The organism is Pseudidiomarina sp., assembly GCF_048267825.1.
In the GTDB taxonomy this organism is placed as follows: domain Bacteria; phylum Pseudomonadota; class Gammaproteobacteria; order Enterobacterales; family Alteromonadaceae; genus Pseudidiomarina.
The window spans coordinates 40,502-55,451 of the sequence record NZ_JBLWWR010000013.1; the positions used below are offsets into that span (position 1 = coordinate 40,502).

General features: G+C 48.0%; 14 protein-coding genes and 1 pseudogene. 9 read left to right on the forward strand and 6 right to left on the reverse strand.

Annotated features, from left to right (window positions below; translation table 11 throughout):
- Position 1: 1 nt before the first annotated feature.
- Positions 2 to 874, reverse strand: a complete 873-nt coding sequence (gene ispA, locus ACN0UN_RS10025) for a (2E,6E)-farnesyl diphosphate synthase (protein WP_417659867.1) — start codon at positions 872 to 874, stop codon at positions 2 to 4.
- Positions 875 to 897: 23 nt separating this feature from the next.
- Entirely contained in the window at positions 898 to 1,134 is a 237-nt protein-coding gene (locus ACN0UN_RS10030; RefSeq protein WP_417659857.1) for an exodeoxyribonuclease VII small subunit, read from the reverse strand.
- Positions 1,135 to 1,261: 127 nt separating this feature from the next.
- Between ACN0UN_RS10030 and thiI the strand changes: the two genes are divergently transcribed.
- Complete coding sequence (thiI, locus tag ACN0UN_RS10035; RefSeq protein WP_417659858.1) at positions 1,262 to 2,773, forward strand: tRNA uracil 4-sulfurtransferase ThiI; 1,512 nt, start codon at positions 1,262 to 1,264, stop codon at positions 2,771 to 2,773.
- Between the two features lie 11 nt (positions 2,774 to 2,784).
- On the forward strand, positions 2,785 to 3,138 hold the full coding sequence (locus ACN0UN_RS10040) for a VanZ family protein (RefSeq protein ID WP_417659859.1): 354 nt from the start codon (positions 2,785 to 2,787) through the stop codon (positions 3,136 to 3,138).
- A 4-nt stretch (positions 3,139 to 3,142) separates the two neighbouring features.
- Here ACN0UN_RS10040 and srmB read toward each other — a convergent pair whose 3' ends face one another.
- From srmB to ACN0UN_RS10060, 4 genes are all read right to left on the reverse strand, one after another.
- Entirely contained in the window at positions 3,143 to 4,345 is a 1,203-nt protein-coding gene (gene srmB, locus ACN0UN_RS10045) for an ATP-dependent RNA helicase SrmB (RefSeq protein WP_417659860.1), read from the reverse strand.
- 444 nt (positions 4,346 to 4,789) lie between these two features.
- The gene (locus ACN0UN_RS10050; RefSeq protein WP_417659861.1) at positions 4,790 to 6,463 is read right to left on the reverse strand and encodes a dipeptidyl-peptidase 3 family protein; all 1,674 of its coding nucleotides are present in this window, start codon (positions 6,461 to 6,463) and stop codon (positions 4,790 to 4,792) included.
- Positions 6,460 to 7,359, reverse strand: a complete 900-nt coding sequence (gene rdgC, locus ACN0UN_RS10055; protein WP_417659862.1) for a recombination-associated protein RdgC — start codon at positions 7,357 to 7,359, stop codon at positions 6,460 to 6,462. Before rdgC ends, ACN0UN_RS10050 begins: the two co-directional genes overlap by 4 nt.
- A gap of 61 nt (positions 7,360 to 7,420) precedes the next feature.
- The gene (locus ACN0UN_RS10060; protein WP_417659863.1) at positions 7,421 to 9,151 is read right to left on the reverse strand and encodes an ATP-binding protein; all 1,731 of its coding nucleotides are present in this window, start codon (positions 9,149 to 9,151) and stop codon (positions 7,421 to 7,423) included.
- A gap of 147 nt (positions 9,152 to 9,298) precedes the next feature.
- Here ACN0UN_RS10060 and ACN0UN_RS10065 point away from each other — a divergent pair, with 147 nt between their 5' ends.
- From ACN0UN_RS10065 to ACN0UN_RS10095, 7 genes and pseudogenes are all read left to right on the forward strand, one after another.
- The gene (locus ACN0UN_RS10065) at positions 9,299 to 10,561 is read left to right on the forward strand and encodes a mechanosensitive ion channel family protein (protein ID WP_417659864.1); all 1,263 of its coding nucleotides are present in this window, start codon (positions 9,299 to 9,301) and stop codon (positions 10,559 to 10,561) included.
- An 81-nt stretch (positions 10,562 to 10,642) separates the two neighbouring features.
- Positions 10,643 to 11,416 carry a DUF3450 domain-containing protein gene (locus ACN0UN_RS10070; protein ID WP_339878464.1) on the forward strand — a complete coding sequence of 258 codons (774 nt, stop codon included), beginning with the start codon at positions 10,643 to 10,645 and terminating at the stop codon, positions 11,414 to 11,416.
- 2 nt (positions 11,417 to 11,418) lie between these two features.
- Positions 11,419 to 12,786 (forward strand): MotA/TolQ/ExbB proton channel family protein, encoded by a 1,368-nt coding sequence (locus ACN0UN_RS10075; protein WP_417659865.1) that lies wholly within the window; start codon positions 11,419 to 11,421, stop codon positions 12,784 to 12,786.
- A gap of 8 nt (positions 12,787 to 12,794) precedes the next feature.
- A complete protein-coding gene (locus tag ACN0UN_RS10080) occupies positions 12,795 to 13,340 on the forward strand; it encodes a MotA/TolQ/ExbB proton channel family protein (RefSeq protein WP_417659868.1) in 546 nt (181 codons plus the stop codon).
- 12 nt (positions 13,341 to 13,352) lie between these two features.
- Positions 13,353 to 13,760 (forward strand): ExbD/TolR family protein, encoded by a 408-nt coding sequence (locus tag ACN0UN_RS10085; RefSeq protein WP_128352965.1) that lies wholly within the window; start codon positions 13,353 to 13,355, stop codon positions 13,758 to 13,760.
- 2 nt (positions 13,761 to 13,762) lie between these two features.
- On the forward strand, positions 13,763 to 14,371 hold the full coding sequence (locus ACN0UN_RS10090) for an energy transducer TonB (protein WP_417659866.1): 609 nt from the start codon (positions 13,763 to 13,765) through the stop codon (positions 14,369 to 14,371).
- 13 nt (positions 14,372 to 14,384) lie between these two features.
- A pseudogene (locus ACN0UN_RS10095) lies at positions 14,385 to 14,950 on the forward strand (hypothetical protein); the annotation flags it as partial.

Genomic DNA, 14,950 nt, shown 5'->3' on the forward strand with positions numbered 1-14,950 from the left:
ATTAATGATCCCGGTTCAGCAGATGATCTGCGAATGCTTCCAATATCTGGGTATTGTAAGGAATTTTGCCCAGCGCATGAAGCGCTTTATGGTGTAAATCGTGTAACCGTTGCTTCGCGCCGTCTATTCCAAGCAAGCTCACATAGGTTGCCTTGTTGGCATTCAGGTCGCTGCCTTGGGTTTTTCCAAGCGCTGCGGTATTGCCAACAACATCTAAAATGTCGTCCTGCACCTGAAATGCCAAGCCCAGATAATGCGCGAACGCATCAAAGTGAGCGCGATACGATTGGGCTTCTGAATGACCCGCCAAAACGCCGAGCTGCACAGCGGCGCGAATTAACGCACCGGTTTTATGAATGTGTATTTGAGCCAGCTCAGACTCAGGCAGTTGCATACCTGTTGCGGCTAAATCCAATGCCTGGCCACCGCACATGCCGCGGTCACCGCTGGCATCGGCAAGCACATGAATCATTTCCAGTTGGCGGGTTGTGTCCAAGGCTTTGTCGTTGGTACTGAGCAATTCAAAAGCCAAGGTTTGCAGCGCATCGCCAGCTAAAACAGCCGTAGCTTCGTCAAATGCAATGTGGCACGTTGGTTGACCGCGGCGTAAGCTGTCATTATCCATGGCGGGTAGGTCGTCGTGGATTAATGAGTACGCATGCACGCATTCAACGGCGGCCGCAGCCCGTTCTAAGCTATGTTTATTAGCACCGCATAATCGACCAACCTGCAGCGTTAAGAAAGGGCGCACACGCTTACCGCCAAGCACCAAAGCATAATGCATGGCCTCATTGAGGCGCGGTGCCAGCGCAGTACGCTGCTCAAGTAAACGCGTCAGCTGTTGATTAAATTGTTCCCGCGTTTCATCCAGCAGGGCTTGCAGGTGTTCGCGTTGGTTCACGCGTCGTCCTCAGCTGTTGGCTGAAATGGTGCAAGGGTTTCCGCGCCTTGTTGTTGCAATAACTGACTGACTTTCTGTTCAGCTTGCTGCAATTTCTGTTGGCTTAAGCGGGACAATTTCACGGCCTGCTCGAACTGTTCAAGCGCTTGTTCTAACGGCAGTTCGCCTTGCTCAAGCTGAACCACAATACGCTCAAGTTGTTGCATGGCTTGTTCAAATGATAAATCGCTCATAAGGCTAGTGAATCCAGTGGCTGTGCTGTTATATGGCGCACAAGTTACCTTGATTCCGCAGTGCGGTCAAATCAGGTATAATGCCGCGTTTTTACACGAAGTAACATAAACGGCCGTAAATAATATCATGAAATTTATAGTTCGATTGCACGCAGAAATCACCATTAAAAGTAAAGGCGTTCGTAAACGCTACGGTAAGGTACTGGTAAATAATCTGAAAAGTATCTTGCGACGTAACGAAGTAGACGCCAAGGTTATCTGGTGTTGGGATAGAATCGAAGTGGTTGCTGCTCACGATCAGCAGCAAGGCGCCGAACAAATCAGCGAACTCTTACAACGCATTCCGGGTATCTCGTGGTTTAGCCGTTCGCATGAGCTGCCTTTGCCTTACGGAAATGCGAGCGGCGACCCAACCGACTTTGAGCCAATTATGGCGGAAGTATTGCAGTGTTGGCAGTCCTCTTTGCCGAACAAGAGTTTCGCTGTTCGGGTAAAACGAAAAGGGACACATCCTTTTCGCTCGATAGATTTAGAGCGTTACTTAGGTGGCGCCATTTTGCAGCATTGCCCCAATAGCCGCGTGAACTTAAGCCGACCAGACGTTGAGGTACGTGTTGAAATCGATAATGACGTTGTTCGTGTATTCGGTGACAAACAACAGGGCTTAGGTGGCTTCCCGCTGCCTACCCAGGAAACCGTGTTAAGTCTGCTTTCGGGCGGCTTTGATTCAAGTGTCGCGAGTTTTCAGCTGATTCGCCGCGGTGCTCGTGTGCATTTTTGCTTTTTCAACTTAGGCGGCGCACAACACGAAACGGGTGTCAGGCAAACTGCTTATTACCTGTGGCAGCAATACGCCAGTTCACATCCGCTTAAATTTATTAGCATCGACTTCGCACCTGTGGTGGAAGAAATTCTAACCAAAATAGATAACGGGTTAATGGGCGTGGTATTAAAACGCCAAATGTTGCGGGCAGCCGAAATGGTCGCTGACAAACTGCACACCGCGGCAATCGTAACAGGGGAAGCACTAGGTCAAGTGTCGAGCCAGACGCTGAGTAACCTTAGTGTAATTGATGAGGCCACCAACAAGCTGGTGCTGCGCCCGCTGATTACTATGGATAAACAGGAAATCATTAACATTGCGCAACAAATTGGTACCGCCGATTTTGCGCGAAGTATGCCAGAATACTGTGGCGTGATTTCCAACAAGCCGACAGTGAAAGCGCAACGTGATGCGTTGATTGAAGCTGAGGCTGCATTAGACGCCGGTTTACTGGAACAGGTTGTGCGGCAGTCACGCGTTGAAGAAGTCAGCCAAATTGGCAGTGCTACGGAAGAACAGATTCAAAAAGTTGACTCGGTTAGTACAATCGACAGTTCAACCAGCGAAATTATCGATATTCGCAGTAGCGATGAAGTTGAGCGAAAAGCCTTTATCGCGCCAAACTCGGATGTTCAGGTACGCCATATCCCCTTTTTCAAATTGGCAACGGCGTTTGCTGAACTTGATCCGAGTAGAACCTATTTGTTGTATTGTGACAAAGGGGTAATGAGTAAATTACAGGCCCTGTATTTGCAAGAGCAGGGGTACAAAAACGTTGCAGTGTTCCAGCCTGAAAGCAAGGCGAACAAGTCGTAAAAGGATACTAAATGACGCCAAGAAATGTTGCTCGAATTATATTTTTAATTGTACTGATAGGGTTGTCGGTTGCTTTTCTAGTGCAAATTTCGGGCAATCAAGTACCGCGATTTGAGCATGCAGATAAAGTCGTTCATTTCGGTGCGTTCTTTGTTTTGGCCCTGACATTTCATCGGGCCTTTCCAATCCCGATATGGGCAGCGTTGGCTATTTTGACGTCATATGGTTTGGCAATTGAGTGGGCACAAGACTTATTGCCCTATCGGCAAGCAAGCTTAGGTGATTTGCTTGCTGATGCGGCTGGCGCCGCAACGTATTACGCATTCGCCTATTGGCGCTTTCAGCATAAGAAAAAAGCTAAGTAGTTGCCTACTTAGCTTTCTTTTTCTTTGCTTTTTTCTTTTTCGACTTGCCGGGCGTAGGGAATTTATACTGCGGGCGTAAGTCATCTATAACACGACGTTCCATTTTGACCTTTTGGTAACGCTCAATCCGCCCAAGTAGTTCGGCATCATGCGCTTCCACCAAGGCAACAGCTACGCCCGATTTACCGGCGCGGGCGGTGCGGCCAATGCGATGCAGGTAAACGTCTGCCTGCTTCGGCAAATCAAAGTTAATAACCACTTCAATATCGTCAATATCAATACCGCGCGCAGCAACGTCCGTTGCAATCAACGTACTGTCTTCAAATTTTTCCATGCGCGCGATAATGCGTTGGCGATCTGACTGTGGCATATCGCCACGTAACGTCAGCGTTTTCACGCCGGCAGACTGCAGTTTTCCGGCCAGCTCTTCAACACGCTCACGGGTGCGCACAAAGATAATACGGCGCCCTTTGTATTCGCCCAGAACTCGCTCAAGCAGCTTGAATTTGTGCGCTGCGGTATCGGCCTGATACCAGCGTTGGACTATTTTACCGCGCTCGCGCTTCGGTGGGTCGATGGTAATTTGCTGCGGTTCTTTTTGAATTTCCGTAGAAAAACGTTGCACCCCAGTGCTGTCTAACGTGGCAGAAAATAGCAAAGTTTGCTTCAGGTTGCGTGCTTCGTTAACGAGCTGTTTCACGGCACTGGTGAAGCCCATGTCGAGCATACGATCGGCTTCGTCAATCACCAACCACTCAACGCTTTCAAGCTCATACTGATCAGCACCAATAAGGTCCAGCAAACGGCCCGGCGTCGCCACCACAATGTCATGGTTGGCTTGCAAAGCTTGATGCTGTGAACCGTAATTAACGCCGCCGGTAATTAATACCGTTTTCAGGTTGGTTGTTTCACCAAACGCATCGGCTTGTTCTGCTATTTGCTGCGCTAATTCGCGCGTTGGCGCTAAAATCAAGATGCGTGCAGACCCTGGGTGCCGACGTGGGAAATCCAGCAAATGCTGAATAGCTGGTAGCAGAAAGGCGAGTGTTTTACCCGTACCCGTCGGCGAATTAACCAATAGGTCGTGCCCTTCAAGGGCCGCTGGAATTACGGCTTGCTGTACTTTAGCGGGCTTGTTAATGTCAGCTGCTCGTAGAACGTCGATGAGTTCATCGTCCAGTTCGAGTTCATCCCAATCGGGTGTCATGCGTTATTCCTGTAGTTACGGAGAAGCCACGGAGAAGCCGATGGGCTTTCAATGCCAGCAATTTTACCTTAAAGATGACCAATGTGCGATGCTTGAAAACATTAAGTCTGCAGAGATATTTATTGGTATAGTTGTGGCGAATCACAAAAGGAGATTTGTATGATTTTCGAACATTCTTTTACTTCGGGTATCGGCATTTTTTATTTACTTCTTACGGCTATAATTCATGTCGTATTAGCCGTTGCCGTGTATTCAGATGCGCTTTCAACCCGACAAGCCGGTAAGAACATTTATTGAATGGATTCTTTTGGTTCATTTTAACGCTTGTTGCTGGAATACCGAGTGCAGCGCTCTACTGGTTTGTTAATAAATTCGACCGAGCGTGATTGGCGAAATTGAAAGGTGAGAGAAAGGGAGCCAAACACCTTGGCTCCCTTTGAATGCTTATAAACCCAACACGTCTTTGCCTTGACGGAAGGTTATATCAACTGGAATGTCGGCAGCTGACAGGCGATCAAGATCAGCTTGTAACTGCGGTCCAATATTACCCATGGTGTCAAATAACTCACCAACACCCGCGTAGTCACCGTCGCCCTGCAGGGTCAGAATTTTCTCTGACAGGCTATTCATCGCTTCGCGCATGGCATCCATGTTTACTGAATACTGGCCTTGCTCATTGCGTGAAAAGGCACCAGCTTGCTCAAAGTAGTTGAAGCGAATCATGTTGGCTTTGCCGTGTGCGCTGGACGCTCCGAAACGCACTGAGCGGAAAATGCCCGCTAAGAACGTGGTGTAATAATCTTCCAGTGTACCTTCTTCAATCACCCCAGCTTCCAGCAATTGCGTGACCATGTACAAACCTAAAATATCAGCTTTGCCTTCTTCTAGCGCTGATGCATGTTCTTTTAAGGCTTCACGCACCGTTCCTTCTTGGCCAATAAGGTTTTTAATGCCTAAACCATGTGCAACTTCATGAAACATGGTATTGGCAAAAAAAGCATCAAAGGTGATGTGTTGGCGCTGATCCGGCACAATCAGCTCGTTTGCGATAGGCACCAAAATGGCATCAAACTTTGCCTGCATGGCGTTTTTCAGTTGTAAACGGCGCGTGCCTTTTTGCAGTTGAACTTGCTCATCGTTCGGCAAGTTAATCGCAATGGTTTTACTGCCAGCGTTGGAGTGGCCAGCATAGTAAACCACGTCGTAGGCATTCAACTGAGCACCCGAACCAGGTACTTCCGCTTTATACTCGGCTGGCACCGGTAAGTTGCGCTGCAGCTCAGGTAAGTACTGTGCGTAAACGGCGAGCTTTTCACTCCAGGCCAAGTCTTTGATTAACACGTAAGACTCAAACCCAGCTCGATAGCCGTACAATTGGTCTTCGTAGCTTTCGATGGGGCCAATGACCACATCGATGGCGTTTTCGGTCATGTCCATCCATGCAAAGTCAGACGGCTGGTAGTTATTACTTAAAAAAGCATCGGCGCGCATGGTTAGATACTTTTTAAAGCCTTCATCTTCGGCAAACTCAGCAGCTTCGCGTAACAATGCGGCCGCGCGCTCTAATTCACTGCGGTAGGCTTCATTATAGGGAATCGCATACAGTTCACCTTGGTCGTTGCGACGAACCAACGTGTACAAGTCAATTTTTCCAGGAAACTGCGCTTGTTCAAACTCAGCTTTGGTCATATCAGCAGGATAAAAGTTGGCGCCTGCAGGCTTTTCACCAAACCCGGTTAAAAACGGCTTATTGTTATCTAAACGGTCCCAAGGGCCGTAGTTTATATCTGCAAATCGGCGCACTTGCTCATCATTGATACGGCTCAATAAGCTCTCTTTGCTTGCGCCGTAGGCCTGATGCCAAAATAAGTTATCCATGATCTCTGAAGCTTCAATGAGTAGCTCCACAACATGCCGTTGGCGATCAGAGAGGTGGCTCAAGTCAGCTTTTAAATCAACGGGATAGTAAATGCCTAAGCGCGACTCAGCGCCAGCAACTAATGTTGTTTCGGCAACCTCAGTGTCAGCCGGTTCGACTGGCGCTGGTTCTTTGCTGCAACCGACCAAAGCGAAGCTGATGGCCAGTGCTGTCATGGTGATACGTAATGTGTTGTTCATTGTTTTTCCTTAAATAAGCTAACTAAGTCAGGATACAACGCGCGAATTTCTCCGGCCAAGAGCGCAAAGTCAGCATCAATTTTTTGTTCTGGCGTTGCATCAACGAGCTTGTCCTGCTCGTCGATGAGCATGTCGGTTGGCTTGAAGCGTTTTATTGCAAGATCATGTTCAAGCACAAACGTCATTCTATCGTTCCAGTTTAGCCCTATTTTTATAGCTTGTTTACCATGTTCAATATGGGTATCTATCTCAGTACCTGTCAATGCATGTTTACGAACACGGACAATGCCACCTTCATCGGCAGCATCATGCAATTCAACTTCGTCACCAAAATCAAATGAACCCGGCGCTTTGCCGTCTTTCAGCCACTGTGTGAAGTAGAGCTCACTTGGGTTTTCGCTAAATAGGGGCTTCACCGGTAACGAGCCGAAGCTGCCGCGTAACAAGCCAAGAAAATCTTCAGCGCGGTTAGCCGCTGACGCATCAACCACAACAATGCCCAAATCAGTATCCAGCATGCCCCAGGTTAAACGAAAGCGCGTAAAGGCTTGCGGTAGCAAACGATGAATAATGTCTTCTTTCATGTTTTGCTTTTCTTTGCTCGGTACTTTACGACCTTGCTCACTTTCGATTTGGGCAACGGCCTCATCAAGTTCTGCAGTAACCACCGCAGCAGGTAACACCTTTTCTTCTTTGCGGGCACAAAATAGATAACTGGTGCCAAGCTGGTGTGAAAGCACCTCGCTATTTTGACCAAAAGGTGAACTCCACCCGAAAGTCGCGAGTTCCTGGCGTCCGCAAGGCCGAAAGGCATGCTCCTCGAGGCGCTGTTCAATATTTTCCGGTAATGCAAAGTCTTCTGCGAGCGTGTAAATACGCAAGTTCTTAAACCACATGTTTGTTCCTTGAATCAATCAATGCGACACGTATCTGTTGCGTTCATAACCTTGCTTAAAATTAAATAAACGTAACTGACAGTGTCATTCGATAGGTTAAGCCGTGTCCGGGCTTGCTCTGTGCTTCAATCGTGCCATTTAGTGTTTGGGTAACCAGGTTGCGAATAATATGCGTACCCAAGCCACTGCCACCTTGTTGCACTTTGGTGGTGAAGAAAGGGTCAAACAGCTGATCGAGCTGCTGCTGTTCCAAACCCTTTCCGTTGTCGTTATAAGTAATTTCAAGCTTGTCATCGATGCGTTTAATGGTGATATGTATTTCACCATCTTGCTTATTTTCGAAGCCATGAATCAATGAATTTATGATTAAATTTGTGAAAATCTGGGCAAATGCCCCAGCTGGGCAGCGCACGTTAATGTCATCGGCGCACGCGACGTGAATATTGGGTTTAAACGGCTTAAAACGTGGATTAAGGGTTTGAATAACGCCTTGCACGTATTGCTTCATATTAATATCGCGTATGGCTTCTGAAGTCTGATCAACAGCCACTTGTTTGAAGCTACTAATCAAATCGGATGCCCGCGCCAAGTTGCTTTCAAGCAAGTCGAGCGACTCTTTACTCAGCGCAAAAACTTTTTTCAGTTGTGCCTGGGTCAACTCTTTATTACCGAGCGCCCGCTCTGCCTCGGCGAGTTGATCACGAATGTAGGTTGCAGCTGTCACTGAAATACCTATCGGTGTATTTACATCATGCGTAATACCCGCCACAAGACCGCCAAGCGAAGCCATTTTCTCAGATTCAATCAATTGATCTTGGGCGCGTTCAAGCGCACTTAACGAATCTTGCAAACGGCTGTTAATTTCACGCAAATCGGTTTCAATGATGCGGCGTTGACGAATTTCGTTTTCCAATGACTCCTGACGCAGTTCCAGGTCGTTTTTCTGGCGCTCAAGGTCAACCAGAACCCGACTCAAGTTACTGGTTTTACGGGCAACTTCTTGCTCCAAAATACCGTTTTGTTCATCCAGTTTTCGATTGGCATGCAGCAATTGTTTTTGTGTGCGGTCAAGGTCGTCCTGATAATCTTTAAGGCTGTCTACCAGTTGGTTATAAGCTTGTTCAAGCAGCAAGAATTCAGTATTGCGCAGGTTGCGTAAATGCAACTTCGAGTGGTCAAGGTCATCAAGACGGAAGTTTTTGATTTGCCCAATCATGTCGCGCATAGGGCGATTCAGCATGCGATGAAAGGCGAAACTAAAGAGCATGATAAGAAATGTACTTTTGATAATGGCGGAGCCAATGATGAAGTACAGGCTCACCTTTATACGCTCAATGGCAATGTCTCGGGTGGTATAGAGCGTTACATCGCCAACTTGCGTGGAGTCGCCTGAGAACTCAAAAACTAGCTTTGCGTAGTAACCAAACACACCCTCGCGTTCAGGCAATTCATAACTGTCCGCCGAAATAACTGGGAATGCGCGCAATGGCGGCGTGCGGCCAAGTTGACTGACAATACGACCGGTATCATCGCGAATAACCAAGCCAGCAATGGCCGGAATATTGATAAGTCCGTCGGCGATTGCATCAATTTGCGGTGTGTTATATTCCCATAATGAGCGGGCCAGCGAGTGGCTGAACGTGCTTTGCTGGTTGTTTAATTCCTGCACCAACATGTTTTTGGTGTCGTAGTATTCTCCCACAACCTGCACGGACGTAACGATCAGTGTCAGTACAAAGTACACTGAGAGTACATTCGTCAAAAGGGATTTTGAAATACTCGACGTTGCCATGTGAGGTCCTATAAAACTTTCACACAAGGTACTGGAATTTAGCTAGATTCGCAATATATCAAGCATTGAGAAAACGACCCGCTTCAGCTATGTTAGGGGAAGTTTAAAACCCTTCGCCAATACGGTGTCGCACAGAGATAAAACCGCATGCAAGAGCAATTTCAGCAGTGGCAACAATGGCTTTCAGAGCACCCGGATATGGACACCGTCGTCAAATTGGCGCTGTTGCTGGGTGGTGCCTGGCTCGCGAATTTTATTGTCAAAAAAGTGCTCATGCGCGGTGCCATGACGGCGCTTTCCTACACGCCAGCAGGAAAAGATCGCCAGTTATTTGAGCGCAATATTATTGCGCGGTTGGCCAACGTCGTTCCGGCTCTGGTTATTTCCTATGGGATTAGCTTGGTACCAGGCCTACCCGAGGAAGTTGCGATAGTTGTCACCAATGTATGTAACGCCTTCATAGTGCTCACCATCGGCCGCGCGCTTAGCGGCATACTTACGGTGGTAAATACAGTTTATGAACGGCAACCCAATGCCTATGAAAAACCAATTAAAGGGTATATCCAGGTTGTCAAAATTGGTATCTACGCCGTTGTCACAATTCTTATAGTTGCAGCATTGATTGACCGCTCACCCATCATACTTTTATCCGGTCTGGGTGCCATGGCTGCGGTATTGATGTTGGTGTTTCAAGATACATTATTATCATTGGTTGCCAGTGTTCAAATTACCTCGAATGACATTATTCGCGTGGGCGACTGGGTAGAAATGCCGAATTTAAGTGTTGATGGTGATGTAATTGATATCGCGCTGCATACCGTAAAAGTGCAGAACTGGGATAAAACCATATCAACCATACCAACCAAGCGTTTTATTTCTGATCCGTTTAAAAACTGGCGGGGTATGCAAGAGTCGGGCGGGCGTCGCATTAAGCGCAGTCTGATGCTTGATCAGAACAGCGTTCACTTTTTATCAGAAGAAGAGCGCGGTAAGCTGCATCGTTTTCGCTTGTTGAAAGACTATTTGAATACGAAACAAAAAGAAATTGATGACTGGAACCAACAACTGAAAGACGAAGGCAAAGAGCCGGTTAATACGCGTCGTATAAGCAATTTGGGAACCTTCCGCGCGTATGTGCTGCAGTACCTAAAAAATCATCCACGGGTGCATCAGGAAATGACCTTAATGGTGCGTCATTTGAACCCAACCGCCGATGGTTTGCCATTTGAGATATATTGTTTTACCGCCACCACTGAATGGGTGGAGTACGAGGGCATTCAGTCGGATATTTTCGATCACTTGATTTCAATCCTGCCCGAGTTTGGCTTGCGTGTGTTCCAGCACCCTAGCGGGGTGGATATGCGCGAGATGGTCACACAAATCAAACAAAACCGTCATATTGACACATAACTGACACAATAGAGTCACCAAGCTGTCACATAACTGCAGTATCGTGCGCATCATCACTCATTAGATGCGCAGGGTATTGTTATGAAGCATTCCTTTATTTCCTCGGTCGCGGCACTGGCGTTGCTAAGCGCACCGCTTGCCGCTCAAGAACAATCGCTTGAGCCGGTTGTTGATGCGGCCAACAAAATTAATGCAGCGGCGAAATCGTCACAACTTACTGTTGAAAAAATTGCAGACTCTACCCAAGAGAGAATCCAGCAATATAAGCAAATAACACGTCAAATTCAGGGGCTGGAAGTTTATACCCAGCAACTGCAAAAACAACTTAACGCCCAAGCCACCGAAAAAAACGAACTCAATACATCGATTGATGAAGTGAGCGTGGTTGAGCGTCAAATTACCCCATTAATGTTGCGCATGATTGATAGTCTGGCCAAGTTTGTTGAGCTTGACGTGCCATTCTTGCCAGAAGAACGCGCTGAGCGCGTAGCTGGCCTACGTGACTTGATGGACCGCGCCGATGTTGATGTTTCAGAGAAATTTCGCCGCGTTATGGAAGCCTTTCAAATTGAAGCTGATTACGGCCGTAATATCGAAGCCTATAACGGTGAAATGACTGTTGACGGTCAGCAACAAGACGTCGAGTTCTTGCGCATGGGCCGCACGGTACTTGTTTATAAAACCCGCGACGGCAATCAAATGGGTGTTTGGAATCAACAACAAGGCGATTGGCAGCCTTTAGATTCCAGCTATGCCAGCAATGTACAAGAAGCACTGCGCGTTGCGCGCAAACAGCTTGCACCTGATCTGTTGATGCTTCCCGTTTTTACTAACACCACTGGCGCTGGAGAGTAACCATGCTAAAACAATTGTTCACCACCACGTTAGCAGCCGCCGCAATGGTACTTTCAGCAAGCACCGCTGCTGCGCCGCAAGACCCGATAAATTTGGACCAGTTGTTACAACAGTTGCAACAAGGTCAGTTTGCGCAGTCTGAAGAGAACCAACAGCGTGAAGCGCGCTTTCGCGCAGAAGCCAATGAGCAGGCGCGCATATTGCGTGAAGCCATTGCCGAACGTGATCGTTTGGAGCAACTGAGCGAAACGTTAGAAACCAATTTTGAAAAGAACGAGATTGAACTTGCCGGGCTTACCGACACATTAACCCAGCGCATGGGTTCATTACGTGAGCTATTCGGTGTATTGCAACAAGTTGCGGGCGACACCAGCAGTAAGCTGCAATCTTCGTTTGTTTCAGTTGAGTTTCCTGGTCGCAGCGAACAGTTGAGTGATCTCGCACAAAAAATGGGCAGCAGCTCGAAGTTGGCATCAATAGAAGAAATTGAGTCAGTGTGGTTAGCACTTCTGCAAGAAATGACCGAGTCTGGCAAAGTCAGCCAGTTCGCCACGGAAGTGACGCTTGCAAACGGTGAGAAGGTGCAGAAGCCAGTAACCCGTGTGGGCACCTTTAATATGGTCGCGGATGGCCGTTATTTAGAACTTGTGCCTGGCACGGATACGGTGGCGGAGTTAATTCGTCAGCCATCGAGCCGCTACCTTGACACCATTGGTGCGCTTGAGTCGGCAGAAAACAATCCGGTTAAGTTCGCTATGGACCCAACGGGTGGATCGATTCTTGGCCTATTGGTACAAGCGCCTGACCTCGGTGAGCGTATCGACCAAGGTGGCACGGTCGGCTATATCATTTTGGCATTAGGTGCTATCGGCTTACTCATTGCATTAGAGCGCTTTGTAACCCTGATTCTGATGGGCGGTAAAGTGAAACGTCAGATGAAGAACATGGAACCAGTCAATGACAACCCGCTGGGGCGTGTTATGGCGGTGCAAAGCAAATACCCAGATGTCGACACTGAAACGCTGGAGCTGAAGCTCAGTGAGGCCATTTTGCGTGAGATTCCAAAAATCACGCGCAACTTAACCTTTATTAAGATTATTTCGGTGGTCGCGCCGCTGATGGGCTTACTCGGTACCGTAACCGGTATGATTAATACCTTCCAGGCAATTACCTTGTTTGGCACCGGCGACCCGAAATTGATGGCGGGTGGTATTTCGCAAGCACTCGTAACAACCGTATTGGGTCTGGTCGTTGCCATTCCAATGACATTGTTATTCGCCACTCTGAACACACGCAGCCGTAACATTGTGCACATACTGCAAGAACAAGCGTCTGGCATTATTGCGGAGCGCTCTGAGCGGAGTCATTAATCATGTTTCTGCTTGAGTTCACCAACGCAATTCAAGACTTCATCGAAACCGGCGGCAACGTGCTGCTGGTTATCGGCGTACTCATTTTTGTCATGTGGTTAATGATTCTCGAGCGTATTTTCTATTACTTGCGTGGTCATCGAGAAAACACAAAAGCAGCGATGCAGGCATGGAAAAATCGGGCGGATAAGTCATCGTGGCAGGCAGAACAAATTCGCGAGGCCATGATTTCAAGGGTCTCCTTAGCTTTAGGTGGCAACCTACCTATTTTGCAGGCCATGGTCGCATTGTGTCCGCTGCTTGGCTTAATGGGCACCGTAACCGGCATGATTGAAGTTTTTGATGTTATGGCCGTGGCTGGAACCGGCAATGCACGATCGATGGCAGCGGGTGTTTCCAAAGCCACCATTCCAACCATGGCAGGAATGGTTGGTGCGCTGTCAGGAGTATTTGCAACCACCTGGCTACAACGTACGGCAAAGCGCGAGCGGCTCAAACTTGAAGACCGCTTACTGCTTGACCATTCAAACAAACATACGACTGAACACGCATAGAGGTAGCGCGCAATGAAACAGCATTTTGCAAATTTGATTGATGAAGAAGAAGCGCAAATTGATATGACGCCAATGCTCGATGTGGTGTTCATCATGTTGATCTTCTTTATTGTTACGGCGTCTTTTGTCAAAGAGTCGGGCATTGACGTGAACCGTCCAGAAGCAGCTACTGCAGTGCAAAAGGACCGCGCCAACATTCTTGTTGCGATTAGCGACAGTGGTGAAATTTGGATTAACAAACGTCAAGTGGATGCACGCGCCGTGCAAGCCAACATTGAGCGCCTGTATGCGGAAAATCCGCAAGGTTCAGTGGTTATTCAGGCAGATAAAAAAGCCACCACTGAAACCCTGATTAAGGTGATGGATGCTGCCCGTGCCGCGGGTGTATTTGATGTCTCGATTGCAACCCAAGAAGACTAGTTATGAAACGTTTTTTAGCCGCTTTAGTTGTTGCTTTCGCCGTTACTGCCGGGCTGTTTTATTTAATGCAGTCATTAATAGCCGGTGGCGAAGGTGCAATGTCGGAACCACCGAAAGGCAGTGTGCTGGACTTTGTCCGCGTGAAGCCTGAAGAGGTCGTGCAGGAAAAAGAACGCAAGCCGCAGCGCCCACCTGAGCCAGAGCAACCGCCGCCGAATATGCCGCAACCGCAAATGCAAAGCGATGTGGTGGATAATGACGGGGCGGGCTTAGATTTCTCTACCGATGTTCAAGCGGATACAAGCTTGTCAGGTGGGGTTGGGCTCGATACCAGTGATGGTGAGTATTTGCCGATTGTAAAAGTTCAGGCCGTATATCCGCGGCGCGCACTTCAGCGCGGCATTGAAGGGTATGTGGTGGTGGAATTTACGGTCACCAAGCAAGGAACCGTGCGTGACCCATATGTTATTGAGGCGCAGCCTGAAAGCATTTTTGATCAGGCAGCGATGGATGCGGTTTTAAAGTTTAAATATAAGCCACGCGTGGTTAACGGCGAACCTGTTGAAGTACAGGGCGTTCAAAATCGCCTCACATTCGCGATAGATGGTTAGAGGAGATAGGTCAATGCGTCATTTTATACAAGTTATCGTTGTATTATCTGTTGTGCTCTCGGTACTTGCTAACGCCAGTGCCATTGCGCAAGAGCGCAAGAAAACACCGGCCTTACGCGAGCAAGTTTATAGCCAGTTAGCCCGCGCGCAGCAGTTAGCGGATGAAGGCGATGTGCAAGCCGGGTTGAAAGCGCTAAACAATGTTGAGAGTAAGCTGAGTAGCATGAACAGCTATGAGCGCGCCATGCTCTGGAATTTCTACGGTTACATGTATTACGGCCAGGACGACATTGCCAAAGCGATGAGTTACTTCGATAAAGTGACCAAAGAAGAAGCGATTCCTGAAGCACTGGAGCAAAACACTCTATTTAGCCTTGCGCAACTGGCTTTGGGCCAAGGTGATTATGTCAAAACGTTGGCGTATTTAGACCAATGGGAACAGCTGGTTGGTGCAGATCAAAAGCAAAAAGCCTATGTGCTTAAGGCACAAGCTTTGTATCAGAAAGGTGATTATCAGCAAGCCTTGAAACCAATCTCAACTGCAATTAATGCTGTTGAAGCGAAGCAACAAGTACCAGA